This window comes from Desulfovulcanus ferrireducens, assembly GCF_018704065.1.
Taxonomy (GTDB): Bacteria; Desulfobacterota; Desulfovibrionia; order Desulfovibrionales; family Desulfonatronovibrionaceae; genus Desulfovulcanus; species Desulfovulcanus ferrireducens.
In genome coordinates this window covers 1-26,370 of the sequence record NZ_JAGUQP010000009.1, presented here as the reverse complement: position 1 = coordinate 26,370, position 26,370 = coordinate 1, and the positions used below count along the sequence as shown (strand labels likewise).

At 43.5% G+C, this 26,370-nt stretch carries 26 protein-coding genes; 22 read left to right on the top strand and 4 right to left on the bottom strand.

Annotated elements, in window-relative coordinates; translation table 11 throughout:
• The first annotated feature begins 3 nt into the window (after nt 1–3).
• From KFV02_RS04600 to KFV02_RS04580, 5 genes are all read left to right on the top strand, one after another.
• Nucleotides 4–654 (top strand): phosphoribosyltransferase, encoded by a 651-nt coding sequence (locus tag KFV02_RS04600; RefSeq protein WP_252380362.1) that lies wholly within the window; start codon nt 4–6, stop codon nt 652–654.
• Nucleotides 655–1,162: 508 nt separating this feature from the next.
• Complete coding sequence (locus tag KFV02_RS04595) at nt 1,163–3,205, top strand: sensor histidine kinase (RefSeq protein WP_252380361.1); 2,043 nt, start codon at nt 1,163–1,165, stop codon at nt 3,203–3,205.
• On the top strand, nt 3,180–3,542 hold the full coding sequence (locus KFV02_RS04590; RefSeq protein ID WP_252380360.1) for a response regulator: 363 nt from the start codon (nt 3,180–3,182) through the stop codon (nt 3,540–3,542). The genes KFV02_RS04595 and KFV02_RS04590 overlap by 26 nt, the downstream gene beginning before the upstream one ends.
• A 344-nt stretch (nt 3,543–3,886) precedes the next feature.
• Nucleotides 3,887–5,353: a response regulator gene (locus KFV02_RS04585; protein WP_252380359.1), complete on the top strand. Its 1,467-nt coding sequence runs from the start codon at nt 3,887–3,889 to the stop codon at nt 5,351–5,353.
• Nucleotides 5,354–5,449: 96 nt separating this feature from the next.
• Nucleotides 5,450–6,139, top strand: coding sequence for a YkgJ family cysteine cluster protein (locus KFV02_RS04580; protein WP_252380358.1), 690 nt, complete (start codon nt 5,450–5,452; stop codon nt 6,137–6,139).
• A gap of 260 nt (nt 6,140–6,399) precedes the next feature.
• Here the strand turns inward: KFV02_RS04580 and porB are convergent, their stop codons facing one another.
• From porB to KFV02_RS04560, 4 genes are all read right to left on the bottom strand, one after another.
• Nucleotides 6,400–7,341 (bottom strand): pyruvate synthase subunit PorB, encoded by a 942-nt coding sequence (gene porB, locus KFV02_RS04575; protein ID WP_252380357.1) that lies wholly within the window; start codon nt 7,339–7,341, stop codon nt 6,400–6,402.
• Nucleotides 7,331–8,506, bottom strand: a complete 1,176-nt coding sequence (gene porA, locus KFV02_RS04570; protein ID WP_252380356.1) for a pyruvate ferredoxin oxidoreductase — start codon at nt 8,504–8,506, stop codon at nt 7,331–7,333. The genes porB and porA overlap by 11 nt, the downstream gene beginning before the upstream one ends.
• Complete coding sequence (locus KFV02_RS04565; RefSeq protein WP_252380355.1) at nt 8,506–8,787, bottom strand: 4Fe-4S binding protein; 282 nt, start codon at nt 8,785–8,787, stop codon at nt 8,506–8,508. The genes porA and KFV02_RS04565 overlap by 1 nt, the downstream gene beginning before the upstream one ends.
• Before the next feature lie 178 nt (nt 8,788–8,965).
• A complete protein-coding gene (locus KFV02_RS04560) occupies nt 8,966–10,030 on the bottom strand; it encodes a hypothetical protein (RefSeq protein WP_252380354.1) in 1,065 nt (354 codons plus the stop codon).
• A gap of 724 nt (nt 10,031–10,754) precedes the next feature.
• Here KFV02_RS04560 and KFV02_RS04555 point away from each other — a divergent pair.
• From KFV02_RS04555 to KFV02_RS04475, 17 genes are all read left to right on the top strand, one after another.
• The gene (locus tag KFV02_RS04555) at nt 10,755–11,408 is read left to right on the top strand and encodes a CBS domain-containing protein (protein ID WP_252380353.1); all 654 of its coding nucleotides are present in this window, start codon (nt 10,755–10,757) and stop codon (nt 11,406–11,408) included.
• The gene (locus KFV02_RS04550; protein WP_252380352.1) at nt 11,408–12,190 is read left to right on the top strand and encodes an ABC transporter ATP-binding protein; all 783 of its coding nucleotides are present in this window, start codon (nt 11,408–11,410) and stop codon (nt 12,188–12,190) included. The genes KFV02_RS04555 and KFV02_RS04550 overlap by 1 nt, the downstream gene beginning before the upstream one ends.
• 31 nt (nt 12,191–12,221) lie before the next feature.
• The gene (locus KFV02_RS04545) at nt 12,222–14,174 is read left to right on the top strand and encodes an AMP-binding protein (RefSeq protein ID WP_353617289.1); all 1,953 of its coding nucleotides are present in this window, start codon (nt 12,222–12,224) and stop codon (nt 14,172–14,174) included.
• Between the two features lie 91 nt (nt 14,175–14,265).
• Nucleotides 14,266–15,153, top strand: a complete 888-nt coding sequence (locus KFV02_RS04540) for a branched-chain amino acid ABC transporter permease (RefSeq protein WP_252380351.1) — start codon at nt 14,266–14,268, stop codon at nt 15,151–15,153.
• Nucleotides 15,154–16,206 (top strand): branched-chain amino acid ABC transporter permease, encoded by a 1,053-nt coding sequence (locus KFV02_RS04535; protein ID WP_252380350.1) that lies wholly within the window; start codon nt 15,154–15,156, stop codon nt 16,204–16,206. It begins immediately after the preceding gene.
• A 125-nt stretch (nt 16,207–16,331) separates the two neighbouring features.
• Nucleotides 16,332–17,504, top strand: coding sequence for an ABC transporter substrate-binding protein (locus KFV02_RS04530; RefSeq protein WP_252380349.1), 1,173 nt, complete (start codon nt 16,332–16,334; stop codon nt 17,502–17,504).
• 82 nt (nt 17,505–17,586) lie between these two features.
• Nucleotides 17,587–18,384, top strand: a complete 798-nt coding sequence (locus KFV02_RS04525) for an ABC transporter ATP-binding protein (RefSeq protein WP_252380348.1) — start codon at nt 17,587–17,589, stop codon at nt 18,382–18,384.
• Between the two features lie 108 nt (nt 18,385–18,492).
• Nucleotides 18,493–19,743 (top strand): phenylacetate--CoA ligase family protein, encoded by a 1,251-nt coding sequence (locus KFV02_RS04520; protein WP_252380347.1) that lies wholly within the window; start codon nt 18,493–18,495, stop codon nt 19,741–19,743.
• Nucleotides 19,744–20,316: 573 nt separating this feature from the next.
• Complete coding sequence (locus tag KFV02_RS04515) at nt 20,317–20,658, top strand: cupin domain-containing protein (protein ID WP_353617288.1); 342 nt, start codon at nt 20,317–20,319, stop codon at nt 20,656–20,658.
• Nucleotides 20,659–20,738: 80 nt separating this feature from the next.
• Nucleotides 20,739–21,314 carry a class I SAM-dependent methyltransferase gene (locus tag KFV02_RS04510; RefSeq protein ID WP_252380346.1) on the top strand — a complete coding sequence of 192 codons (576 nt, stop codon included), beginning with the start codon at nt 20,739–20,741 and terminating at the stop codon, nt 21,312–21,314.
• Nucleotides 21,311–22,279 (top strand): HNH endonuclease, encoded by a 969-nt coding sequence (locus KFV02_RS04505; protein WP_252380345.1) that lies wholly within the window; start codon nt 21,311–21,313, stop codon nt 22,277–22,279. The genes KFV02_RS04510 and KFV02_RS04505 overlap by 4 nt, the downstream gene beginning before the upstream one ends.
• Before the next feature lie 297 nt (nt 22,280–22,576).
• A complete protein-coding gene (locus tag KFV02_RS04500) occupies nt 22,577–22,930 on the top strand; it encodes an ArsR/SmtB family transcription factor (protein ID WP_252380344.1) in 354 nt (117 codons plus the stop codon).
• A 76-nt stretch (nt 22,931–23,006) separates the two neighbouring features.
• The gene (locus tag KFV02_RS04495; protein ID WP_252380343.1) at nt 23,007–24,092 is read left to right on the top strand and encodes a permease; all 1,086 of its coding nucleotides are present in this window, start codon (nt 23,007–23,009) and stop codon (nt 24,090–24,092) included.
• A 14-nt stretch (nt 24,093–24,106) separates the two neighbouring features.
• Entirely contained in the window at nt 24,107–24,337 is a 231-nt protein-coding gene (locus KFV02_RS04490; RefSeq protein ID WP_252380342.1) for a thioredoxin family protein, read from the top strand.
• 140 nt (nt 24,338–24,477) lie between these two features.
• Nucleotides 24,478–24,801, top strand: coding sequence for an arsenic metallochaperone ArsD family protein (locus KFV02_RS04485; RefSeq protein ID WP_252380341.1), 324 nt, complete (start codon nt 24,478–24,480; stop codon nt 24,799–24,801).
• Nucleotides 24,802–24,815: 14 nt separating this feature from the next.
• Nucleotides 24,816–25,199: a rhodanese-like domain-containing protein gene (locus KFV02_RS04480; RefSeq protein WP_252380340.1), complete on the top strand. Its 384-nt coding sequence runs from the start codon at nt 24,816–24,818 to the stop codon at nt 25,197–25,199.
• Between the two features lie 15 nt (nt 25,200–25,214).
• Entirely contained in the window at nt 25,215–25,967 is a 753-nt protein-coding gene (locus KFV02_RS04475) for a sulfite exporter TauE/SafE family protein (RefSeq protein WP_252380339.1), read from the top strand.
• Nucleotides 25,968–26,370: the final 403 nt, after the last annotated feature.

The window sequence follows — 26,370 nt, the reverse complement described above, 5'->3', positions numbered from 1 at the left end:
AAAATGTTTTATGATAGAAGCCAAGCAGGCAAGCGGCTGGCAGAAAAACTCCTGCGCTATAAAGACGAACACCCTGTTATCCTTGCCCTTCCAAGAGGCGGAGTCCCTGTGGCCTTCGAAGTAGCAATGAAACTTCGTGCTCCACTGGATATCGTGATTGTAAGAAAGCTTGGTGCTCCGGGACAGAAAGAGCTGGCCATCGGCGCATTGGTGGAAGCCAAAAAACCACTGGTCTTCCTCAACAACTATATTATGAACGCTCTCCAGGTAAGCGAATCCTATCTGGAAGAAGAAATTGCCAATGAAACTGAAGAGATGAAAAGACGCCAAAAAATGTATCGAGGAGAGAAACAACGGACTCCGCTGAAAAACAAGATAATAATTGTCATTGATGACGGTATTGCAACCGGTGCTTCTATGAGAGCGGCATTGATGGGGTTAAGGGCTGATGAACCTAAAAAAATTATCCTCGCCGTCCCTGTGGCGCCACCGGACATAATAGAAGAGTTGGAACAACTTGTTGATGAGGTTGTCTGCCTGGAAACACCGGCAATATTCTTTGCCGTGGGAGAACACTATACGGATTTCTCTCAGACTACGGACGACGAAGTGATTGCTCTTCTTGATGAGGCAAAGGAACAACTTCAAAAATGAGTCCCCTATAGAGCCTGTGGCCAAACCCCATTTTAACCGCTGATTGAAAGTCTTGGTTTCTGGAATGCATTACAAACGGCTTGGGTAACCCAATCTTGAACTTTGCTTGCGGAAAAACAGAGCATCGGGATGAATGGGCTAAATATTTTGCGATATTGACCATAACTATCTATAGTTTAAATTGAACGATTTCCTTGCAGTTCAAACTTTGAGATTGCTTCGCTACACTTTGTTCCACTCGCAATGACAGGAGCGAGATTGTCATTGCGAGGGCAGCGAAGCTGTCCGTGGCAATCTCACCCATAGAGTGAAAATCGCTAAACTTAGGTATAATAAAAAGAATATTCATTTATCCTAAAAATCCCATTATGCTCTGTCCGCAAGCAAGTTTTAGATGGATCCAAGAAAGAAACCAAGACTAGAGTAAACCATGGAAACTAACTTGATAAAAAGGTTTGTCACGGACTCTATAACAAAATTCTAAAGTATAAACGGGAACGAAAACCTTATGAGCCTAATTCTTATTGTTTCTATAATAATTCGCCTGAGCGCAATGTTCTTATCTTTTGTTATACTACGCCGCACTAAAGATTGGCGCATCGGATTTATGACCTTAATGTTGGGATTAATGGCCATGCGTCAAACTTTAACATTGATGAAAGGAGATGATTCGTGGCGTACTCTTGTCACAGGTGAAATAGAAGAGCTTCCGGGGCTAATTGTTAGCGTAATGGCACTTTTAGCCATCTTCTTTTTAAAACGTATTATTATCGAACTGCAACAGGCAAAAGAGGCCCTGCAGGAAAAAGAGTCCATGGTCCAATCTCTTATTGCCAACGCCCCATATAGTGTCTGGATATGTAATGGAGATGGGACGATCATTTATATTAACCAGGCAGCAATGAAACTGTTTGGGGTAAATGACGCTGCAAAGATCGTTCGTAAATACAACATCTATCACCACAGCAACAAAGCCGAAAAACCACTTCTCGCTTATTTTGAACGTGCTTGGGCCGGCGAAGTTGTCCGCTTCCGCCAGGACCTGGACGTACCAACAACTAAACAGAACTCATCGCGTCAACAAACCTTGCATTTTTATACGACACTATTCGCCATTCCGACCAGTGATCCACAGCGCTCCAACATCGTCGTAATCCAGGAAGATTTCACAGAAAAGGTACGAACAGATGAGCACATTCGACATCTTCAACGTGTTTTAAAGGCGATCAGGGACATCAATCAATTGATTGTGCGCGAGAAGAATCGACAAACGCTATTGCAAAGGGCCTGCGAGATCCTAAATCAGACACGAGACTATAAACTTGTATGGATCGGGTTGGTTGAGGCAGAAAGTAAAGATGTTTTGCCCGTAGCCCAGGCTGGTTTGGAGGCGAACTATCTAAAATCGGTAAAGATCACCCGGGATGACTCAGAGACGGGCAAAGGGCCAACAAATACAGCCATCAAGACCAAGAAGCCTGTTATCATGCGGGACATCCCCAATAACCCCCGGTGTAAACCTTCGACGAAGGAAGCAATTAAACGGGGATACGCCTCGTCTGCGGCTATACCCCTGATTTATGAAGAAAGGGTCTATGGTGCTCTTAATGTGTATGAAGCTCGCCCTGATGCCTTTAATGATGAGGAGTTGGAGCTACTTGAAGAAGTTGCCATGGATATCGCCTTTGCCCTGTATAATATTGAAATGGAAGAAAAACGAAAGCATGCGGAAGAAGTGCTGCGCAATGCACATGAGGAACTGGAGGCCAAGGTGGCGGAACGAACCAAGGAATTAGCCCTGGCCAACGCTAAACTCAAAGAAATAGACCGCCTCAAGTCTGAATTTCTTGCCACCATGAGCCATGAGCTTAGAACCCCTCTAAATTCCATTATCGGCTTTGTGGGTATAATATTGCAGGGCATCACCGGAGAAATCAACGAAGAGCAGAGAAAACAGCTTTCCATGGTCTATGCTTCCGCAAAACATCTTTTGAGCCTGATAAATGATATCCTGGACCTCTCCAGAATTGAATCCGGCAAAATGGAAACCGCAGTAGAACAGGTTAGGATAGAGGATATTATATCTCAGGTAGCTCAAACATTGTCTCCTATAATTTCAGAAAAAGGCTTGAAACTTAACACGAAAATACCGGCCGAAATACCGGAGATCTACAGCGACAAAAAGAAAATTTTTCAGGTTCTTCTAAATTTGGTCAACAACGCAGTAAAATTTACTGAACAAGGAGAGATAAGAATTGAGTGTGAAGTTGATGAAGCAAATATGAAAGTAAGCGTTTCAGACACAGGTATTGGAATCAAAAAAGAGAATATGAACCATCTTTTCGAGTCCTTTCGTCAAATCGACGGTACTGCGCAGCGCAGGTATCAAGGTGCTGGTCTGGGACTTTATCTTTGCAAAAAATTAGTAACATTACTGGGCGGAAGGATTTGGGCGGAAAGTGAATATGGAAAAGGTTCCAAGTTTACCTTTACCCTCCCTCTCAGGCTCGAAAAGGAGAGTAGTTATGCAGAAAAGGATATTGATAGTTGAGGATAACGAACAGAATCTGTACTTGGCAACTTTCCTTTTGGAACAAAAGGGGTACAAAGTCATCGCTGCTCAAAACGGCCTGGAGGCAATAGATAAAACCTTAACGGAAAAGCCTGATTTGATACTCATGGACATACAACTCCCCGAGGTAAATGGTTATGAGGCCACAAAGCGCATAAAGAGCATGAGCGAAATCCATCATATTCCCATCGTCGCGCTTACTTCTTATGCCATGGTAGGAGATAGAGAAAAAGCACTTGCTATTGGCTGCGTGGGCTATATTGAAAAACCATTTGACCCAGAGACATTCGTGTCTGAAATTGAAAAATACCTTTGATACACATGGTTATCTACCCAGACCTCATTTTTCAGAAACAGCGTTACCAGATATTCATTTGAAGCTCCGAAAATTCTTAGCTCTCTCTTCTTCACCGTCCTCTCTTGCAAAAACGACTCTTACCATCAGACTCGAAAGTAGAGAATAATAACTGAAAGAATTGGTTGACAATCGTGTCTGAAATTGAAAAATTGTTATTTGATGAAGTGCCTATCCCAAAAGGGATAACCTTGCAAAAAAGTTATACCTTACAAAGTATCAGCTATATTTTAGAAAGTTGGCTTGATTAATCTTTGCCAAAGTCTGTAAAAATTTTATTCTTGAATAAAAATCAGGAGAATGTGGTGAAAATCTTAATTGCCGACGATAGCAAAGAAAACATCTACATGTTAGAATCCTTGCTGAAAGGATATGGCTACGAAGTGGAACCAGCATCTGATGGTCTTGAAGCTCTGGAAAAAATCTCGAAGACCGATTTTGATATGATCATCTCCGACGTCCTGATGCCCAGGATGGATGGATTTCAGCTCTGCCGCGAGATAAAAAAGGACCAGAGACTAAAAAAAATCCCATTTATCTTTTACTCTGCCACCTATACCGATCCCAACGATGAAGTATTTGCCTTGAGCCTTGGTGCGGAACGATACATCATCAAACCTACAGAACCTCATATTTTTATTGAAATCATAAAGGATGTTATCAAAAACCGCGAAAAGGAAGCTCAGGCCCCGGTTATCCCCCCTGTTGAAGAAGAGACAGTCTATTTAAAACTATATAATGAGCGTCTCATCAATAAGCTGGAAGACAAAATGGTGGAGTTGGAAGAAGTAAACAGGGTCTTAAAAGAATCGGAAAAAAGATATCGAAACTTGCTCGACAATGCCAATGACGCCGTAGTAGTTTTAAATGATTCTGGCTATATAAATTATGCCAACCCTAAATTCTATGAAATGTCAGGCTATTCGGTTGATGAAGTGAAAAATTTGCATTTTAGCCAGATGGTCCATCCTGATGATTTAAATATGGTTACAGAAAATTTCAGAAAAGCATTGGCCGGCGAAGATACTTCCCAAAACTACGAATTTCGAGGTCTGGCCAAGTCCGGAGAGACGATTTATTTGGATAATAATGTTAGTACGCTACATGAAGAAGGAATAACCAGCTTACTGGCAATCGCGAGAGACATCACCCAACGCAAGCTCACCGAAGCAAAGCTTGAGCAGAGCTTGGACAAGTTGCAAAGAGCCATGGAGGGAACCATTCAAGCCATGGCATTGACTGCTGAAACTAGGGACCCGTACACTGCCGGCCATCAGTGGCGGGTGGCCAAGCTTGCCCGGGCCATAGCCGAAGAGATGGACCTTCCAGAGAATCAGATTGAGGCTGTTTACATGGCCGCAATTGTTCATGATATAGGCAAGATATATGTACCTGCTGAAATTCTCAGTAAACCGGGTCGAATAACCGAAATCGAATTTAGTATGATTAAAACGCACTCTCAGGTCGGATATGATATACTGAAAAACATAGAATTTCCATGGCCGCTTGCCAAAATCGTGCTTCAACACCATGAAAGATTGGATGGTTCCGGATATCCCTCAGGACTGACCGGCGAAAATATTCTCCTGGAAGCCAAAATTATAGCCGTGGCAGATGTAATCGAGGCCATGGCATCCCACCGGCCATACCGGCCGGCGCTCGGTATAGATAAGGCCCTGGAGGAAATCTCGCAGAATAGGGGTATCATCTATGAGGCTAGTATAGTTGATGCTTGCTTGAGACTTTTCAAGAAAGGATTTAGTTTTGAATAGCTGATTCCACTACATTCTCGCCAAGGGTGCGGCAAAAACCAAAATTCCCTGCACTCCCCCCCATACTTAGGGGGAGTGCAAAAGTAATCTGACATTATGACCTATCAAGACTCATGTGCAAGATGCGGGACATGTTGCTTAAAAGGTGGGCCCAGCCTTCACCTGGAAGACCTGGAGCTTGTCAGGAGCCAAAAAATAAAAAAATCCGACCTTGTCCTTTTTCGCCAGGGCGAGCCCATGTGGGACAATGTCCAAAACAAAATCATTCTCTTAGACCAGGAACTGATCAAGGTAAGGTCTGTTTCTTCCAAAGATAACACCTGTATCTTTTTTCAACCCTCACGCAAAAGCTGCACTATTTACGCGTATCGCCCCCTACAGTGCCGTGTGCTCAAGTGCTGGGATACCAGGGAACTTGAAAAGATCTATGACTTTGAGAGATTAAACCGCTCCATGCTCATTAAACAGGGTTCTGCAATGGCTGACTTGATTCTGGAATACGAAAAAAAATGTTCTGTGACTGACGCTGCGCGTCTTGTTGAAAAGCTTAACAAGGATAACCAAAAAGATACCTTGCAAAAAATAAATGAAACCCTGGCCTATGACACTAGTTTCCGCCTGACCCTTAAGGAAAAAGCGAGGATATCTGACCGGGAACTTGATTTCTATTTTGGTCGCCCAATGGCTGTAATTGTCCAGAGTCTTTTTGCCTACTTCAAAAAAAGTCCACCTATCCGGGATAAGAGGGACGGAGGTGCAGCCATCGGATGCACTCGGGTTGAGTAGTTGAGTAGGTAGGATGGTCAGTGGATATGGGATTCCTTATCCTGATTGTCGCCAGATTCCGGGTTATTACCCCTGCACAGAGCATTTGCACAGGTTTAATTACTTAATTATGACAGAATGTTGCTAAATATGAACAAGAAAAGATAAAACAACTATCAGCAGATGCAATGCCAAAATTAAGGCTTTTCAAAAATCAGTGCAAATAGCGGATGCGCCCGGGTAACGAAAATAAAAAAATCCCGCCCAAAGGCGGGATTTTTTTAAGCATCCAGACCGGCTAGAGCCTTTAACCGTTCAAACTCATCCTGAACCCTTTCTTGAATATAAGCAATATCATCATCGGCTAAATGCCTGAACCGACGCTGAAGCTGCAAATACTCTTTAATTGGTTTCAACTCTTTTGTTTTCTGAGTAATTTTAAACCGTCCGTTTTCCACTTCATACAGAGGGAAAGCCCCGGTTTGCACTGCCAGTTTTGCCAGGGTGATACTCTGCTCCGGCTTACTTCGCCAACCAGTTGGGCAAGGTGAATAAATCTGGATATAAGCCGGGCCATCCACAGCCAATGCCTTGCGTACCTTGTTCATCAAATCCAGATAATATGCAGGTGAAGCAGTAGCCACATAAGGAATATTATGTGCTGCTGCGATCATGGCTACATTTTTTTTCCAGGTATATTGTCCCTTACTTTTTATCCCGGGAGGAGAAGTCGTGGTCATGGCGCCGTACGGAGTTGAACTGGACCTCTGAATACCCGTATTCATATAGGCCTCATTATCCAGACAGACATAAAGAAAATCATGTCCCCGCTCCAAAGCACCGGACAATGATTGCAGACCAATATCAGCGGTGGCCCCGTCTCCGGCAAAGGCAATAATGTTGGGTTTTTCTTTAAGTTTATTCTTTCTATGTAAAACCTGCACGGCAGCCTCGATACCAGAAGCTACTGCACCGGCATTTTCAAAGGCCACATGGAGCCAGGGTACACGCCAGGCAGTTTCTGGATAGGGAGAAGTTACTATTTCCATACAACCGGTGGCATTTGCTACAATGGTATTTGGACCGGCTGCTTTCATAACCATGCCCATAGCCAATATCTCACCACAGCCCTGACATGCCCTGTGACCAGGACTGATCAAAGTCTCCTTGGGCAAATTTTTGGCCGTAATCTTTTCGAACTTTATATCTTCTTTATTTAGCATGACTGCGCACCCCCCAGATAGTATAATCGTCCTTGAGCTCGCCTTTTTGGGCCTTCTCTAGCATGGCTTTAAAGTCGCTTCTTGTTACATCCCTTCCTCCAAGACCAGCAATAATATTAACAACCTCTGGCTTATCATCTAACTCATAAAGAAGGGTCTTGATCTCTGAAGCTACCGGTCCATTAACAGCTCCAGGGCTAAGTGCCCGATCAATAACAATGAGTTTTTTAACACCTTGGATTGCCTGTTTGAATTCTTCTTTGGGAAAAGGACGCCACAAGCGGATGCGCACCTGGCCAACGTTTTCACCCTGTTCGTTTAATTCCTCCACCGCGGACATCAATGTCTCTCCTAAAGAGCCCATGGTCACAAATACTGTCTCCGCTTGTTCAGGTCCATTTTTTTCGATCAGGTTATACTTACGTCCGAAAATGTCGGCCCACTCGTTTAAAACTTCCTCTACGACGGGCTTGGAGTGTATCAAGGCCTGCTCCCACTGCTTCTTGGCCTCAGTATAAATCTCCGGAACGCCAACCGGCCCCATGGTCACCGGATTTTGTGGATCCAATTTTAATGCAGGCTCAAAAGCAGGTAAAAACTTGTCAACTAATTCCTGGTCAGGGAGTTCCACCGGCTCTATCATATGGGTCAAAATAAACCCGTCCATGTTCACACATACCGGCAAAAGCACTCGCTTATCTTCAGCTATCTTAAAAGCCGCTATGGTCAAATCCAAGGCTTCCTGTCCATTTTCTACAAAAAGCTGGACCCAGCCAATGTCCCGCTCAGCCATGATGTCAGCATGATCGTTCCAGATAGAAATAGGTCCGGAAAGGGCTCTATTAGCCACGGTCATGACCATGGGCAGGCGCAAACTAGAGGCAATAAATAAAATCTCGTGCATCAAGGCCAACCCTTGAGAAGATGTTGCAGTATAAACCCTGGCGCCTGTAGCTGCTGCCCCTACTGCAGCACTCATGGCTGAATGTTCAGACTCCACCGGAATAAAAGCCGCATCCAGATGGCCATCTGCCACTATCTGGGACAACTCTTCCACAATATGAGTCTGAGGAGTGATGGGATAAGCTGAAACCACATCCACTTTAGCCATTTTTACCGCCTCAGCAACGGCCAGTGATACTTCTGTTCCTATCCGCTTACCCATTACTCGCCCTCCCTTTGCATTTCAATTGCACCTTTTGGACATTCAGTAACGCAAATGCCACATCCTTTACAATAATACAAATCAGGCCGGTAAAATCCCTGCTCATCCTCTGCAACGCAAAATTCCGGGCAATAAACAGCACAAAGCCCACACTTTACACATTTATCTTCATCCAAAACCGGGACACTTGAACGCCAATCACCAGTTTTTAGATTCGAAGCATTACCAGGGGTGGTAATGGCCGCGCCCAGTTCCAGATCTTCCCAGGTCGGATATTGCATAACCTCCTCCCCATTTTAATAAGTTTATAGTTTTAAGTTTAAGTCTAAAGTCTGGAGAAGTTTGACACTACCCCAAACTCAAAACTCGAATACTTTCAAGCTAACAGGTGTTAGTAAAAATCATTAAATCTTTAAAAAGGCTTTCGGTCAAAGGCAAAATCAACAGGCAAAAGGCAGATTACCCCTCTTTCATCTTCCGGGCTTCATTCTCCAGTAGCTCGGCCCAGGCAAACCCGGCCTGGCCCAGGGCATTTATAACATCCAAAGATATTTTATCATTATTCACGCGGCGATAAATCCATTTGGTAATATAAAGTTGCTCACTGCTTCCTCTCTGAGCACCAGAAGAAGCTAATAACAACCTTATCTGTTCTCTTATTTTCTCGCGGCCAACTATACCCTGTTTAATTTCTCGCCCCAAACTCTGTATGCGTTCATGTTCTTTGTCTTTTAACTTCCAATAGTTAAAATAGGCTCTTTTTAAAAATTCTTCAGCCTCAAAATACTCCTGAATAAGCTGGCCAATTTCTTTATTTTGGGCATAAGCAACAAAGATACTGCTTATATTTCTTACCTTTCGAGCTAGCGAACTTAAAAGACCGGCCACCTCGTCCTTAGTTAAAAGCCGAGAATACTCTTTCCTACCCTGCCTGAACTCTTTTGGCCTGTTTAAAGCAATATTAACAATTTCTTTTGTCAAATTGTTAGTTACAGCAGGAGATAACCCAGAAATTATAAACGGACGTAAAAGATGACCAAAAATCTCTTTTCTAATATGTAAAATGTCATTTTCTGTATAATTTAGACCGTAAAAATAAAGGCCGTAGCGCATGTTTATCTGTTTAAAAGTAAGAGTTAGTCTCTTCTCCTGAGGTATATAGTGTTCAAAAATAACTTCGGCCAGGTCTTTTATAAAGTTTGATGTTAAAACTTTATCCTCTATTTTCGCCGTACCGGCTTTGAGACTGTGTTCAACTTTACCAAAGTCAGAACGAGCTGCTTTATCGGTTTCATTGTTTGTGTTCTTCCCAACAACGGGCACACGGTCTGTCTTGGCCTCTGGCTCGGTTTGGGGAGTATAGGTCTCATTCCTGCTTATTTGATATCGTACAGCGTGAGTAGCCTCAACATCCTTTTTCGCGATGTTTTTGTCTCCGGACTGATTATTATAATAAACAAGAAAAAAAACTGCTCCTAGACAAAGTAAAATTATTGCCGCAAGAATAAAACTTTTTTTGCTCATCTTATAGAATTTCCCTGCAAAAACTCAAAAATGGCTGTTTTGACAAAGTTTTAAACAGTCCAACCCGTTAAAATAATTTAACATTCATCGTTACCTGCAAGCGAGCCTTGTGAACAAATCCAAATATTTCGACCAAGTTTAAAAATTATGAAAAGTTGCCCGCTGGGTAAGTTTTAGCCACAGACTTTTTTATGAATAATATATCCCATGTACCTGTGCAACCTTTGATTAACAGTTAAGAAAATCAGCAATAGTGCCCACTTGAAACTTAAAAAGAATAGAGAGTTACTGATACATTAGTTTTCAGAGAGAGCATTCTCTTTTCTTCTCCATAACCAGGTCAAATCGAAGGAAGCTAAAAATCATGAACTTCACCAATACTTACCATGTTAACATCTTGAAGTATAGTTTCCTCTTAACTCCAAATGCCCCCCTTTGAGTACGGAGCTTGATCTGAGGCTGGCAGATGAGTCTATTTTTTCAATATTGTTAATCGGATAAAATTTTTCTCAAATAAACTTTACATTTTTGCATCACTTAGCATAAAAACCCGTCTTCATTGCCGTTTACGTCCCAAATATTGCCATTAACACAAATTACAATTAAAGTCTTGAACAAAACTTAATAAATATACATAGTTAAGAAAACAATTGCGGATGCAGAAAGCATTTTTTCTCAAGAAACTTGCTTTTTTCTTTGCACTCGCAGCAGGGAGGGATAAAAAATGTATGTAGGGCTTAGAATGATCACAAATGTGCCCACAGTGAGTCCTGACGACCTGGTTCTGGATGCGGACAAAATCATGGAGGAAAACAAACTCTGGATGCTCCTGGTCACGCAAAAAGATAAACTGATTGGCTATATCCGCAAAGAAGATGCGCGCGCTGCTTTACCATCTCTTGCTACTTCTTTGGACAAACACGAGATGAATTTCCTCCTTACCAAGCTGACCGTAGAAAAAATCATCCGTACTGACCTGGAAACTGTTAGCCCTGAAACAGAAATTGAAGTAGCCGCCAACTTAATGTACAAAAAAAATCTTCCTGGCCTGGCTGTGGTCAACAAAAAAAATAAGTTATTAGGTTATATCAATCGTTCTGTCATGCTCAAAGTACTTGTTGACGAGATGGGCCTGGAACAAGGCGGAACGAGAATCGCTTTTGAGGTTGAAGACAGGACAGGTGTTATAGCCGAAGTATCCACAATTATTGCCAGTATGGGCATTAATATAATTTCCACAGGAACATTTTTCCGTGGAAAACGCAGACTGGTGGTTTTCCGGGTTAAAACTGATGATCCTACAGCTATAGAAAATGAATTAAAGAAGCGTAATTATCGCCTTGTTACACCTGAAGACTTTGCTGGAGAATGGGAATAATGTCCCTTTTAGAGGTAGATAAAGTTACTTTAACCTTTCGTGGTCTGGCTGCGTTAGTAAGTGTCAGCTTCAAGATCGAACAGGGGCAAATCGTTTCCCTGATCGGTCCCAATGGAGCAGGTAAAACCAGTATGCTTAACTGCATCAGTGGTCGTTATCACCCTGACCGGGGGAGTATTAAGTTAAACGGCCAGAATATTTTAAATCTTCCTGCTCATAAACGAACCGGGCTTGGCCTGGCCCGCACCTTTCAAAACATTGCCCTTTTCAAGGGCCTGACCGTGCTGGAAAACCTTATGGTGGGCCGTCACCTCCATTTGGGCTATGGCCTCCTTCCCTCCCTGCTTTATTGGGGACGGGCGAGGAAACAGGAAAGCAAGCACCGGCATCGAGTAGAGAAAATAATCGACTTCTTAAATCTCTCCCCTTACCGGCACCAGATTGCAGGCCGGCTTCCTTACGGTGTCCAGAAAAGAGTTGAATTGGGACGAGCCTTGGCCGCAGAGCCTAAGCTTCTGTTACTGGATGAGCCCATGGCCGGGATGAACCTGGAAGAAACAGAAGATATGGCCAGATACATCCTGGACATCAATGAAGAATGGGGAGTGACCATTTTGCTGGTTGAACACGACATGGGCGTGGTCATGGACATATCTCATTCCATTGTGGTCTTGGATTTTGGACAAGTTTTGGCTGTTGGCACGCCCAGTGAAATACAGTCCGATCCCAAAGTTATTGCTGCATACCTTGGTGAACAAGACAGCCTGTATCTTGGACGCTAAGATGGCTTTTGAAAAGGACTCAATAAACTAAATGAATTCAACACACTCTAAAAGTATGAGCGAGACAGACAAACCAAACACTAACTCCAATAAAACCGCTTATAATACCACGTTACCTGCTTTGCTGATTAAAAATGCAGGTCTATACGGACAGCGCATTGCCTTGCGCGAAAAAGATTTGGGTATCTGGCAAAGCTTTTCCTGGCAAGAATATCTAAACCATACAGCCGCATTCGCTGCAGGGTTGAAAAAACTGGGGCTTGGCCGGGATGATATTCTGATTCTTATAGGCGACAACCGGCCTGAATGGCTCTGGGCACAACTGGCCATACAGGGCCTAGGCGGGATTGCCTTAGGTCTTTATCAGGATGCGCCGGCAGATGAAATTTGCTATATCTTTGAACTCTCCGAGGCCAAAATCGTAGTCGCCGAAGACCAGGAACAAGTAGATAAGATACTGTCTATCCGTGAGAAACTACCCCACTTAAAATATATTGTTTATCATGATCCCAAAGGGCTTTCCTTTTACCGTGAACCAGGCTTGATGGAGTTTAGCCAAATCCAGAAGATGGGCCAGGACGAAGCCGATTCATTTTCCGAGTGGGTATCAGAGGTTTCGCCTGATGATACCTGTCTGATTGCCACTACATCAGGAACCACAGGCCGTCCCAAGCTGGCCATGCTCAGCCATAAGAACCTGCTGTCCATGGCCTGGAATCTTGGACAGGTTGATCCCAAGTACGCCAGCGACGAGTTTGTCTCCTTTTTGCCGCTTGCCTGGATGGGCGAACAGATGATGGCTACAGCCTCAGCCCTGCTCTTTGGATTTTGTGTGAATTTTCCGGAAGAGCCAGACACTGTGCAGGAAAACATCCGTGAAATCGGCCCGCATCTTATCTTTTCCCCTCCCAGGGTCTGGGAAAACCTGGCTGCTTCAGTTCAGGTAAAAATAATGGAAACGACCCCGTTTAAAAGGTTTTTATACAATCTATTCCTGCCCATTGGCTATAAATATGCTGACTGCATGTTTTCAGGGCAAAAGCCGTCACTTTATTTAAAATTTCTCTATAAACTGGCTGACCTTGGTCTTTTCAGGGCTTTAAGGGACAGACTCGGCTTCTCCCGAATAAGATCGGCATCCACAGGTGGTGCCGCCCTTGGTCCGGACACCTTCCGGTTCTTCCATGCCATGGGCGTAAACCTGAAACAGATTTACGGGCAGACTGAAATCTCCGGTATCTCCTGTATCCACAAAGATGGGCATATAGATTTTGATACTGTGGGCGAACCCATCCCGGAGACAGAGATAAAAATATCTGAAAAGGGAGAAATTTTATCCAAAAGTCCAGCCGTATTTAAAGGTTATTATAAAAATCCCGAAGCCACGGAAGAGACCCTGGAAAATGGCTGGCTGCGCTCAGGAGACGCAGGGTACTTTAAGGAAAACGGTCAATTAGTTGTTATTGACCGTTTAAAAGATGTTATGCACTTGAAAGACGGGACCAAGTTTTCCCCACAATTTCTGGAAAACAAACTCAAGTTCTCTCCTTACATCAAAGAAGCCATGGTCATTGGCGAAGGGAAAGAGTCTGTTGTTGCTATCATTTGCATAGACATGCCCATAGTCGGCCGCTGGGCAGAATCAAGGTTGATTACCTATACTACCTATCAGGATTTATCTGCCAAGGATGAAGTCTACAATTTGATTTATGATGAAATAACAAAGATTAACGCTACATTGCCCGAAAAAACCAGGATCAAGCGTTTCTCGCTGCTCTTTAAAGAACTGGATGCCGATGACGGAGAACTAACCAGGACACGCAAGATCAGGAGGAAAATTGTCTATGAAAGATACCGGGATCTTATCGATGCCCTCTACTCCCCGGAAAAGGAGACCATGCTCAAGGCAGAAATAGTTTATCAAGATGGACGCAAAAGAGAAATAAGTGGAAGGATTAAACTGAAAACTGTTGAAAAGGATTAAGGGGTAAGGGTAAAGGCGACAACTAACCATTAACTAACCGTAACTAACTATAAACTAACCATAACTAACCACAAACCAACCAATTACAACCATGGAATATTATTTACATCTATTTATTAACGGTTTGGTCGTAGGCAGTATTTACTCCCTGGTCGCTCTTGGCTTTGTCATCATCTACAAGGCAACCAAGGTAGTCAATTTTGCCCAGGGTGAGCTGGTCATGGTCGGGGCCTATGTCTGTTTTGCCCTTACAGTCCAGGCCCATATCCCGTTTATCTGGTCTTTTCTGCTCACTTTAGCTTTCTCAGTTATCCTGGGGCTTTGTGTAGAGCGCCTTGTCCTTAGACCTCTTATCGGTGAGCCTATCATCAGCGTAATTATGGTCACCGTTGGTCTGTCCTCGGTCCTAAAGGCCCTGGTTCAGGTCATCTGGGGAACTCAAATCCGAGTTTATCCCCAAGTTTTGCCCAACGAACCGATTATGATTATGGGCTTACCTGTAGCCCCGGTATACATTGCCGCCTTTGTTCTTTCTGCACTGCTATTTACCATCTTTTCCCTGTTTTTTAAGTTTTCATCCCTGGGTATTGCCATGCGGGCCACGGCCTTTGATCAACAGGCAGCGCAATCCATGGGTATCGGCATCAAAAATATTTTTGCCCTGTCCTGGTGTATCGCCTGCGTAGTTTCTTCCATTGGAGGAATTATTCTTGGCAATATTAACGGCATCAATTCCCAGCTGGGCACCCTTGGATTAAAGGTGTTCCCCGCGGTTATTCTGGGAGGGCTGGACAGCCTTCTAGGCGCCGCTCTCGGAGGATTGATAATTGGTGTCCTGGAAAACATCAGTGATGGCCTGGCCAAAGAATTTTTAAATTTAGGTGGTTTCAAGGAAGTAGCTTCTTTCATTATTTTAATTCTGATCCTGATGATCAAACCCTATGGTCTCTTTGGCAGCAAAGAAGTGGAGCGAGTATAAATGAGCAAAGCAAATAAATGCGGATTATTTTTTACTTCCTACGAGCAGGAAGCTCAACTTTTCCCCAGTAAATTTCAAAAAATCTGTCTTGGCTTATTCTTAATCACCCTCTGTCTTTGCCCATATCTTTTAGACACGTATATTATTTCTCTTTTCAATCTGATTTTTATTGCAGTTATCGGCGCCGTATCTTTAAACCTTCTTACTGGTTGCTGCGGACAGATATCACTGGGACATGGAGCCTTTATAGGAGTTGGAGCATATGCGACCGGTTACCTTATGCAACTTGGCCTGTCTTTTTGGCTGGCCCTGCCTATGGCCGGATTGATTACAGCGGCAGTTGGCATGATCTTTGGCATTCCCTCTTTACGCTTAAAAGGCATTTACCTGGCCATTGCCACCCTGGCAGCTCAAATTATCCTAGAATATATCTTTTTGCACTGGGAAGGGGTAACCGGAGGCTCTAACGGACTTCCAGTTGACTCACCTCAAATATTTGGTTTCTTCCTGGATAATGATATCTCCATGTTCTACCTGCTCTTTTCATTTGCAGTTATTACCACCCTGGCTGTTTCCAATCTTTTACGCACCAAACCGGGCCGCGCCTTCGTGGCTATTCGCGACTTTTATCTATCCGCAGAAATTATGGGCATTAACCTATTTGCCTACAAACTCATGGCCTTTGGAGTAAGCTCTTTCTTTGCCGGCCTGGCCGGAGGATTATGGGCCACCTATTCCATGTATATCACCCCGGAGCAATTCGGCATCGGATTATCCATAAGCTACCTGGCCATGATCATTATCGGTGGTATGGGCAGTGTCCTGGGCAGTATCATGGGCGCTGTGTTCATAACCCTTCTTCCCGAAGGCCTCTCCTGGATTTCAGGATCACTTAGTAATGTATTCCCTGACATAAGTACTTATTTATTAGGCCTGAAGGAAGGTGTCTTTGGTTTGATCCTGATCCTCTTTTTAATCTTTGAACCGGAAGGGTTGGTTCATAGATGGCGATTGATCAAGGCCTATTGGAAGCTCTATCCTTTTGCGCATTAGAGCCTTTAGCGTCTGCGGAAGATGGAGTCTAATATATATAGAGGGTGTGAAGACTTAGACCAAAGTAACTTTGCAAATAGCGGGATAGTAGGGACACAACTTTTATAACTTCAAGGAGGGTAAGTATGAACAGGTTTATGCGCATGTTGATAGTGTTAACTATTTTTTCCCTTACCTTTTCAGGGGTAGGTCTGGCCAAGGAAATCAAAATTGGTCTTCTTTCTGACTTAAGTGGCCCAACCTCTACGGTGGGCAGACCCTATGCACAAGGTGTAAAGGACTGTGCAAAATATCTAAACAGTCAGGGAGGTATTGCCGGACAAAAGATCAAACTCATCCAGGTGGACTATGCCTACAATGCTCAGCAGGCTATCAGTGCCTATAAAAAATTTGTCACCAGAGACAAAATCGTTGCCATGCAAGGATGGGGAACTGCAGATACAGAGGCTTTGACCCGTTTTGTTGCAAGGGATAAAATCCCTACATTTTCCGCCTCGTATTCTGCCCACTTAACAGACCCCAAAAAGGCACCATACAATTTCTTTATTGCAGCTGACTATTCAACTCAGCTTAGAGCAGCCTTGAAATACTTTAAAGAACATTGGACTGAATCCCGTGCTCCAAGACTGGCCTTTGTTTATCCTGATCATCCTTACGGTCTGGCCCCAATTCCAGCGGGCAAAGAATTCGCCAAACAATTGGGTTATGAAATCGTGGGCGAAGAAAATGTCAGCCTGAAAGCCATTGATGCTACTACTCAACTCTTGAATTTAAAGAAGAAAAATCCCGACTATGTCTGGATTGGTGGAACTAGTCCGTCTACTGCTGTTATAATGAAAGATGCTCAAAAACTTAATTTTAAACCCACATTTTTTGCAAATATCTGGGGTGCTGATGAAAATCTCATCAAGTTAGCCGGCACTGCCTGTGAAAACCAATACTCCCTGCAGGCTGCAGCCATTTACGGCCAGGACGTGCCAGGTATGAAAATCATCAAAGAGTTGACCCAGAACCAGCCACAAATGACCCATTACATTCGCGGTTTTGCTTCCATGCTGGTTATGGCCGAAGGAATCAAGAGAGCTGCAGCCAAAGGTAAAATTACCGGCCCAGCAATCAAGGAAGCCCTTGAAACCCTGCGAGACTACGATCCCATGGGTCTGACTCCGCCCATCAGTTATTATCCAGACGATCATCGTCCTAATTTGTCAGTCTTTATTTATCAGATCAAAAACGGTAAATTAACTTTTGTCAGTGCTCAGTCACTGCCGCGTAAAAAAGAGTGGTTAGGCAAATAAAAAAATAAAACGATGAGGCTAAGAGGCAAAAACATGCCTCTTAGCCTTTTAACCTTTTAGCCTTCAATAAAGGACTTCAAGAATGGACCTGTTACAAGTGGCTAACCTGGAAGTGGTTTACAATGATGTAATCCTGGTTCTCAAAGGATTGTCTCTCAATGTAGCCAAAGGCAAAATTACCGCGCTTCTAGGTGCTAATGGAGCAGGCAAATCCACTACCCTAAAGGCCATTTCCGGTCTTCTTCTAAGTGAGGACGGAGAAGTCACGGAAGGGTCCATCCTGTACGAAGATAATCCCATTCACAATCTCCCCCCGGAAAAGATTGTACGCATGGGTATTTTTCAGGTAATGGAAGGCCGCCGGGTCTTTGAAGAATTGACCGTGGAGGAGAATTTACGCTGCGGTGCTTTTACCCAGCCTGCCAGCAAATTTGCGGGAAACCTTGAAATGGTCTTTAACTACTTTCCCAGGTTAAAGGAAAGACGCAAGCAATGGGCCGGTTATCTATCCGGAGGCGAGCAGCAAATGCTGGCCATTGGCCGAGCCTTGATGGCAGAACCAAAACTCCTGCTCCTGGATGAACCCTCTCTTGGCCTGGCTCCTTTGCTTGTGGAGGAAATTTTTAATATCATTGCCAAGATTAATTCCGAACAACAGACCACTGTGCTTTTAGTGGAGCAAAATGCCAGGGCTGCCCTGAATATCGCCAACTACGGATATATCATGGAAAACGGACGCATCGTTTTAGATGGTCCGGCCCAGGAACTTCTCAACAATCCTGATGTACAAGAATTTTACCTTGGCATGGGACATGCCGGAGAAAAGAAAAGTTATCGCCAGGTCAAACATTATCGCCGCCGTAAAAGATGGCTGGGGTAAAGATAGAACTTGGGAAAGTGAGAAGTTGAGAAAATAAGAAATCAAGGAGTCGTAAACTTGGGGTGTTGAATAGTTAATAAGCCAAAAAAAGGGGAAAGGAGAATAAAGATGCGTACTACCGGCTATTATCATGAACTGGAAGCAAAGAGTCGAGAAGAACTTCGAGCAGAGAAATGGGAAAGATTACAGAATATTCTTCAGCTTGCCGCTGCAAAAAGCCGGGAATTTAAAGACAGATTGAGTAGATCAGGAATTTCAGTACAGGATATCGCATCGGAAAAAGACTTTCAGGCTATCCCCCCCCTCCCCAAAAAAGACTTAATCACCCTCCAGGAACGAGATTTAAACCAGCTTTTGACCACTGAGCTAGGTAATCTGGCCCATATCTATATGTCCCCCGGCCCTATTTTTGATCCCGAAGGAACAGATGATGATTATTGGGGCTGGGCAGAAGCCTTTTATGCCGTGGGCTTTCGGCCTAAAGATATCGTCCAGATGACCTTCAGCTACCACATGACTCCTGCCGGTCTAATGCTGGAGCAGCCTTTACGCAAGCTGGGCTGTGCAGTTATACCTGCCGGTCCTGGCAATACAGAAGCCCAGATCACCCTGCTTACCAAGCTCAAAGCTACCGGTTTTGTGGGCATGGCCAGCTACTTAAAAACAATAGGAGAAAAGGCAAAAGCCGCTGGGCTTGATTTAAAAAAAGATTTTAACCTGCAAGTAGCCTTTGTGGCTGCAGAAATACTGACTCCTTCCATGCGTAAGGAACTGGAAGAGGAGTTCGGCCTGATCCTGCGCCAGGGCTATGGAACAGCCGACGTGGGATGTATTGCCTATGAATGCCCGCAAGCTCAAGGCATGCACATCTCCACCAGGTGTTGGGTAGAAATCTGCCATCCCGGCACAGGAGAGCCAGTGCCTGAAGGCGAGATTGGTGAAGTTGTGGTCACGCCCTTTTCCACTACTTATCCCTTGATTCGCCTTGCCACGGGAGATCTGGCCGCCATTGACTATTCACAATGTCCGTGCGGACGTACCGCACCCAGGATTAAGGGAATCTTTGGGCGCACAGATAGTACGGCCAAGGTTAAAGGACAATTTGTCTATCAACACCAGGTAAGCCAGGTCATGGCTGAATTTCCAGTGATTATTAACTGGCGACTTACTTTGACCAACCCCCAGGGTAAAGACACCCTTACCCTCTATGTCCAGGCCAGAGAGGGCCTGGACGAAAAAAAACTCATTGCCGCCTTTAAGGAAAAGATTAAACTCCTTCCAGCCTTGGAAATTATACCCGCAGATCAAAAACTCGAGAATGGCGGAAAAATTGTGGATGAACGAGTATGGGAGAAATAGACCAGCTCAATCCTGGCTGGCTAAATGAAAATTTGGAATTTCCCGTCCTCGCAAATTAGATATAGTTGCATCTGTTAGATGTTTCTAATTACGTCACTCAACTTTCTGAGTTAATTTGCGAGCGCATTTTCTTCAATGCTGACAAAGACTTGGACACATCTAAGGCTTGCTTGCGGGCTGTGCATAATGGGGTTAGTCAATAGAATGTTACTTAATGCCTTTTCTGTTGTTATGATGGGTTTCGAAAGTTCGATGGAATAACCTCCCTATGCACAGCACTTCCGCAATCTTCGCCAAGATGTTTTACCCAACCCGTTTGTAATGCATTTCAGAAAATGCACTCTTCAATTGTGTAGTAATTTTAGGATGTTAATCATGTCAGAAAGTTGAGTTACGTCATTCTGAGCGAAGCGAAGAATCTCGTTTACTACGTTAGAGAGTCATCGCTCGCTTATACTCCCTCGTAAATGATGGGAAAAAAATTGGATTGGAACAACTAACGGATGCAACCATTAGATTTTCCTCACCACAACCCAAGCGACATCTTTCCTGACACAGAGGGCAGGCGATACAATGATAATAAAAAGCGAATACGATAAAATCAAACCTTACACCACCAAAGATGGCTCAATAATCCGTGAACTAATACACCCAAGTGTGCATGGAAATACCAGGCAAAGTCTGGCAGAGGCAACCATTCCGGAAGGCTTTACGACTTTATTGCACAAGCATTATCAATCTGAAGAGTTATATCACATAGTCGAAGGGAGCGGAATAATGTTCATCGAGGACAAGAGATTTGAAGTTAAAAGTGGTGACACAATCTGTACGCCTGGAGCATCCCATCAAATTCAGAATACTGGCAGAATCCCTTTAAGGCTATTGTGTTGCTGTTCACCCCCCCTACTCTCATGATGATACAAAACTGTTATGAGCCACTAATCAACTGCAAAAAATCAGCTCACTTGAAACCCACATTAGAACTGACTAATTAAATGTCTGACTATTATCACAAAAACTATAAAAACTATTTTGACTCCACATTTAAAATTGATCCATCCTCATTTTTATCTCCACTGATACATTTTCTAAAGCCTGGCGCCCAAATACTAGATGTAGGTTGTGGATCGGGTAGAGATTTACTATGGCTTAAAAAGAGAGGATTTCAAGTACGTGGGCTTGAACGTTCTCCAGGGCTAGCAAGTCTTGCTGGGAGTTATTCCCAATGTAGAGTTATAGAGGGCGACTTTAAAATTTATGACTTTTCAAAAATCAAAGTTGACGCTATAATTTTAATTGGTGCGCTAGTCCATATTAACCATCACGACTTTAAAACAATCTTTGAAAGAATTGCCTTGGGTTGCAAGTCAGGTGGAATGATCCAGATCACAATAAAGGAAGGAACGGGCTATCAAATAGCTGATGATGGACGAAAGTTTTATCTCTGGCAGGATGAAACCCTAAGAAACTTTTTTAAAAACAGCTTATACCAAATCTTGTATTTTAGAAGAGAGGTTTCCAAGTTAAATAACACCGATATCTGGCTAAATTATATTTTAAGAAAACCATGATCCTTGAAGAGTATAAGAAAAAATTTTCAAACTTAAGGACGGACGCAGGACGGAACCGCTGGCCTTCCATAACTTGCCATCGCGCCCCGTACAAACCATTCTTGCTTTTGTCTGTAATGGATCTAATTGCCGCAGGTTTAATCAAGGAAAATTTTATTGAGCCCAATTATGACCTAGCAGAAACTTTTCATCAATACTGGACCAGAATCATGCCTCTGGGCACTAAAGGAAATATGGCTCTTCCATTCTACCATCTAAACAGCGAAGGTTTTTGGCATCTCGTGCCTAAACAGGGTATGAGAAAAAATTCCAGAGTTACCACATCAGTGACCAGGTTGCGCCAACATTATGCAGGAGCCAGACTAGATGACGAACTTTTTTTATTTTTAAAGAATAGTGAAACAAAAGAAATTTTAAGGGCCATACTCGTAGATACTTATTTTGCCCATGAAATCCGGTCAATTTTGCGCGAACAGGGGATAATTAACTATGAGGCTTACCAATATGCTGAAAAATTATTAGCGGCAGAAGCCACTTTAAATAACTATGGAAAAGAGAAAAATCAAAATGATCGTAAAAAGAAAGTCAGGGATCAGGGGTTTCGCAAAGCCATCGTGCGGATTTATGAACACCGCTGTGCTTTATGTGGGATAAGAATGTTGACCCCAGACGGTCATACTGTGGTTGACGCCGCTCACATCAAACCCTGGAGCGAAAGCTATGATGACCGGCCAACAAATGGTCTATCCCTCTGCAAACTATGTCATTGGTCATTTGACGAAGGCCTGATAGGTGTCAACGACCAGTATAAAGTTATGATTTCATCTGCGGTAAGAACTGAACAAAACATGCCCGGCCATATGATGGCTCTAGCTGAACGTCCCATTATTTTACCCCAAAAAGAAAATTTTTACCCAGCCTTGGAAAATATCGCCTGGCACAGAAAAAAAATCTTTAGAAAATAGCCTGCTGCCTTGCCCTTCAATATTCAATTCCTAAAATTTAAACCACTCCTAGCAAATATTTCTTAACCGCACAAATTCTCCAGCCCCTTTGTGCCTGCCTGCTACCTTGTGATTGGTTACAATATTTCCATTGATAGCTTAATATCCACTTGTTCTCAGACTGAGGTTAGAGAAGAACCGCATGGATAAAAACGAAAACTTCAACTGATATTTCAATCCCTTAGAAACAAGCAAAAAAAATGTTGACACCTAGAATTAAATAACTATATTGCCATATAGCAATATGGAGATAAAACTATGAAACAATTCCTAAAGACAATGAAGGCCCTATCTGACCCAAATCGGGTCAAAATTATCAAGATGTTAGAACAAAGGGAAATGTGTGTCTGCGAGATTCGGGCCGCCCTGGGGCTGGCCCAGCCTACCATCTCCAAACACTTAAAAGTACTGGAAGATGCAGGACTTGTAGAAAGCACTAAAGAAGGCATGTGGGTAAACTACAAGCTAGCCAGCGCTACCGCTAATGATGACTCTATTTATGCCCGGACCATGCTTACGCAGTTAAAACAGTGGTTAAACGATGATCCGGAGATAAAAAAATTGCTTGGTTCATTAAAGTACATATCTCGTGAAACTATTTGTAAAGAATAATTGCGGGTTATTTACCATGGTTGTCCGTGGACACACAAACCCGTCTTAAATTCTAATAAAAAAGGGAGGGTGAAAAATGAAACCTCTGGAGAAAATCAACTGTGCTTGTGAGAATACCGCTGGGCCAAATAACAAACAAAAATCAGGCCTTGCTAAATACATAGCTCTTGTAATTCTGGCCCTTTTTTTATGGGTGATCATTTACACCCAACTTCTTCGGTTTTCAAAATTCCTGGTCTTTGACCTTTTGGGTCTAGAACCTGGTACTCATCTGGGCGAGGCTCTCCAATTCTTTGTCTATGATACTCCAAAGGTGCTCATGCTGATGAGCCTGGTCATCTTTTTTGTAGGCATTATCCGCTCTTTTTTCACTCCGGAACGAACCAGAAAAATCCTGGCCGGAAAAAAAGAATTCGTAGGCAATATCATGGCTGCGCTTTTGGGCATAGTTACTCCGTTTTGTACCTGTTCTGCCGTGCCTTTATTTATCGGTTTTGTAACAGCCGGTATCCCTTTAGGCGTAACCTTTTCCTTTCTAATCTCCGCGCCCATGGTCAATGAAATTGCCGTGGTTCTTTTATACGGCCTTTTGGGCTGGAAAATCGCGGCCATTTACATGGGCACGGGTTTATTGGTGGCCATTGTGGCCGGCTGGGTTATTGGTCGCCTGCCCATGGAAAGGCACATCCAGGATTGGGTTCTAAAAATACGAACCAGTGCCGATGATGTGCCGGAAGAAACAAAAACCTGGGAAGACCGCATTCGCTATGCAGCCCATACGGTTAAAGATATCGTGGGCAAAGTCTGGATCTATTTAGTGCTTGGCATTGCCGTGGGCGCTGCCATCCACGGTTATGTGCCGGAAAACTTCATGGCTTCTATAATGGGCAAAAACACATGGTGGTCAGTACCTCTGGCAGTATTAATCGGCATCCCCATGTATTCCAATGCAGCCGGCATTGTACCCGTTGTCGAAGCGCTTTTGGGTAAAGGTGCAAGTTTAGGCACAGCCCTGGCCTTTATGATGAGTGTTATTGCCCTGTCTTTCCCTGAGATGGTCATCCTGCGCAAGGTCCTGAAAGTAAAACTTATCCTTACATTTATTGCGGTTGTTGGCTCAGGGATTTTAATTGTTGGTTATTTATTTAATTACCTGATTTAAAAGGAGGGAAAATTATGGAAATCAAAATCCTGGGTACTGGTTGCCCAACCTGTCAGAAAACAGCCAAAATAGTTGAAGAAGCTGTACAAGAAGCCGGTATTGAGGCCAAAATCGAAAAGCTTACCGACATTCAGGAAATTGCCAGCTATGGCGTGCTGTCTCCTCCGGGTATAGTTATTGATGGCGAAGTCAAGTCCACTGGCAAAGTGCCCACAAAAGAAGAAGTCCTGTCATGGCTGGGATGAGTTTAAGGAACGAAGCAAGCTACCATAACATTTTGGGTCCCGCTTTTGGCGGGACCCAAAATAACGTAACCAGGACATCGAAACAGATGCACCCGTGAAAAAGTTAACAGCTTAGCCTTTTAGCCTTAAAAGAGATAAAGATGGCCAAAATCAAGATGGAAATTTATGTTCCCTTTTTGGGCTGTGGCTGCAGGCCAGGAATGAAGATAGACAGCAATCTGGAAAAACTGCAGCAAACTCTCATCAAGTTGAAAAAAAAATATAAAAACGACATCGCCTACCTTATATACTCTTTGAATTTACATCTAAATCGCTTTAGGGAACACAAGGAACTTGTATACATCCTGCAAAATGAGGGAGACTCAGGCCTGCCTGCTATTTTTATCAATGGAAAAATGGTCTTCCACGGCCATTATCCAGATTATGAAGAACTGGAAACGGCAATAGAACGCTTTAATAATTAAAAATGGAGAATATCATGAACTCCTTTGACAACGCTTTAAGAGAAATGGATCTTGATTTCTTTGGTTCCGGAGAGCATGGCATCGGTCTGGATGGTGCTACCAGTTTAATCGGGCAGGACAAGGCCATCTTTTTGGATGTGCGCACACATGAGGAAGTACAACTTCTCTCTTTTCCTTTTGCCAAACACATACCGGTCAATGAAATCCCTGACCGCTTGAACGAACTGCCCAAAGACAAACTGATTATCATCTTCTGTTCTTCAATCTTCCGCTCTGCCCTGGTCTATGGTTATCTGCTCTCCAAAGGCTTTGAGCAGATCAAAGGTCTTCTGGCTTCTACTGAACAACTGGTTACGGCTCTGAAGCCTGGTCCTATTTTTAAAAGGCAAAAAGTATAGGTAGTCTATCCAGACATGGACGTTTCACTGCTCTTACTGGTCAGCTCCCTATCCTTTGGCCTGAGTTTTATTTTTGCCATGGGGGGCATAGGATCTGCCCTGGTTTTGGTCCCTATCCTTCACTGGCTTGGCTTTCCTTTAAATGAAGCCAAGCCCACCTGTCTTTTTATAAATACCCTCAGCATGACCGGTGCGAGCATCTCCAACATCAAGCATAAGAGACTGGATTTTCGTCTGGGCATACCTATTATTATTTCCTCTACCCTGCTTGCGCCTGCCGGCGCCTATGTCTCCACGCTCATATCCACCAGAACAGTGTTGATAATATTTACCCTTTTCCTCATCTTTTCCGGCAATATGATGCTCTTTTTTAAGAGCTCAAAATATAAAGATCAATTCAGGGAAGACCGCCCTCTTTTGCCCATGATTGGCATTGGCTCGACAGCCGGATTTCTCTCCGGCCTGCTCGGAGTCGGCGGCGGAGCTCTCATCTCGCCTCTTATGATCATTCTGGGCTTCAACCCTAAAAAAGTCGCTGCAATCACGGCCTTTGTGGTCCCCTTTTCCTCTTTAACCGGCTTTATTGCTTACTGGGCTATGGGACACGTCAATCCCTTGCTTGTTTTGCTTGTCGGCTTAGCAGCCTATATTGGCGGGTACCTTGGCACCCAATTCATGCAAAAAAAACTAAAACCAGCAACTGTGAAACGATTTCTGGCTCTGGTTATTCTGCTTTTGGCCTTAAAAATGATTACACGGCTAATTTAAATAACTGCTGTGACAAGAATCCGGGCTCGAGTTACTACTATTTAACTCAACTTCTGACATGATTAACATCCTCAAATTACCACACAATTGAAGAGTACATTTTCTGAAATGCATTACAAACGGGTTGGGTAACACATCTTGGCGAAGATTGCGGAAGTGCTGTGCATAGGGAGGTTATTCCATCGAACTTTCGAAACCCATCATAACAACAGAAAAGGCATTCAATAATATTCTATTGACTAACCCCATTATGCACAGCCCGTAAGCAAGCCTTAGATGTGTCCAAGTCTTTGTTAGCATTGAAGAAAATGCGCTCGCAAATTAACTCAGCAACTGTGTTTTTTGTCAATAGTTAATGGTTAAAATTTATTGGTTAGTTTATTTTGTTTTCAAGAACAATTTT

Coding starts and splice junctions, on each gene's coding strand:
- KFV02_RS04600 (WP_252380362.1), top strand. CDS start 4: ATGTTTTATGATAGAAGCCAAGCAGGCAAGCGGCTGGCAGAAAAACTC.
- KFV02_RS04595 (WP_252380361.1), top strand. CDS start 1,163: ATGAGCCTAATTCTTATTGTTTCTATAATAATTCGCCTGAGCGCAATG.
- KFV02_RS04590 (WP_252380360.1), top strand. CDS start 3,180: ATGCAGAAAAGGATATTGATAGTTGAGGATAACGAACAGAATCTGTAC.
- KFV02_RS04580 (WP_252380358.1), top strand. CDS start 5,450: ATGACCTATCAAGACTCATGTGCAAGATGCGGGACATGTTGCTTAAAA.
- porB (WP_252380357.1), bottom strand. CDS start 7,341: ATGCTAAATAAAGAAGATATAAAGTTCGAAAAGATTACGGCCAAAAAT.
- porA (WP_252380356.1), bottom strand. CDS start 8,506: ATGGGTAAGCGGATAGGAACAGAAGTATCACTGGCCGTTGCTGAGGCG.
- KFV02_RS04565 (WP_252380355.1), bottom strand. CDS start 8,787: ATGCAATATCCGACCTGGGAAGATCTGGAACTGGGCGCGGCCATTACC.
- KFV02_RS04560 (WP_252380354.1), bottom strand. CDS start 10,030: ATGAGCAAAAAAAGTTTTATTCTTGCGGCAATAATTTTACTTTGTCTA.
- KFV02_RS04555 (WP_252380353.1), top strand. CDS start 10,755: ATGTATGTAGGGCTTAGAATGATCACAAATGTGCCCACAGTGAGTCCT.
- KFV02_RS04550 (WP_252380352.1), top strand. CDS start 11,408: ATGTCCCTTTTAGAGGTAGATAAAGTTACTTTAACCTTTCGTGGTCTG.
- KFV02_RS04545 (WP_353617289.1), top strand. CDS start 12,222: ATGAATTCAACACACTCTAAAAGTATGAGCGAGACAGACAAACCAAAC.
- KFV02_RS04540 (WP_252380351.1), top strand. CDS start 14,266: ATGGAATATTATTTACATCTATTTATTAACGGTTTGGTCGTAGGCAGT.
- KFV02_RS04535 (WP_252380350.1), top strand. CDS start 15,154: ATGAGCAAAGCAAATAAATGCGGATTATTTTTTACTTCCTACGAGCAG.
- KFV02_RS04530 (WP_252380349.1), top strand. CDS start 16,332: ATGAACAGGTTTATGCGCATGTTGATAGTGTTAACTATTTTTTCCCTT.
- KFV02_RS04525 (WP_252380348.1), top strand. CDS start 17,587: ATGGACCTGTTACAAGTGGCTAACCTGGAAGTGGTTTACAATGATGTA.
- KFV02_RS04520 (WP_252380347.1), top strand. CDS start 18,493: ATGCGTACTACCGGCTATTATCATGAACTGGAAGCAAAGAGTCGAGAA.
- KFV02_RS04515 (WP_353617288.1), top strand. CDS start 20,317: ATGATAATAAAAAGCGAATACGATAAAATCAAACCTTACACCACCAAA.
- KFV02_RS04510 (WP_252380346.1), top strand. CDS start 20,739: ATGTCTGACTATTATCACAAAAACTATAAAAACTATTTTGACTCCACA.
- KFV02_RS04505 (WP_252380345.1), top strand. CDS start 21,311: ATGATCCTTGAAGAGTATAAGAAAAAATTTTCAAACTTAAGGACGGAC.
- KFV02_RS04500 (WP_252380344.1), top strand. CDS start 22,577: ATGAAACAATTCCTAAAGACAATGAAGGCCCTATCTGACCCAAATCGG.
- KFV02_RS04495 (WP_252380343.1), top strand. CDS start 23,007: ATGAAACCTCTGGAGAAAATCAACTGTGCTTGTGAGAATACCGCTGGG.
- KFV02_RS04490 (WP_252380342.1), top strand. CDS start 24,107: ATGGAAATCAAAATCCTGGGTACTGGTTGCCCAACCTGTCAGAAAACA.
- KFV02_RS04485 (WP_252380341.1), top strand. CDS start 24,478: ATGGCCAAAATCAAGATGGAAATTTATGTTCCCTTTTTGGGCTGTGGC.
- KFV02_RS04480 (WP_252380340.1), top strand. CDS start 24,816: ATGAACTCCTTTGACAACGCTTTAAGAGAAATGGATCTTGATTTCTTT.
- KFV02_RS04475 (WP_252380339.1), top strand. CDS start 25,215: ATGGACGTTTCACTGCTCTTACTGGTCAGCTCCCTATCCTTTGGCCTG.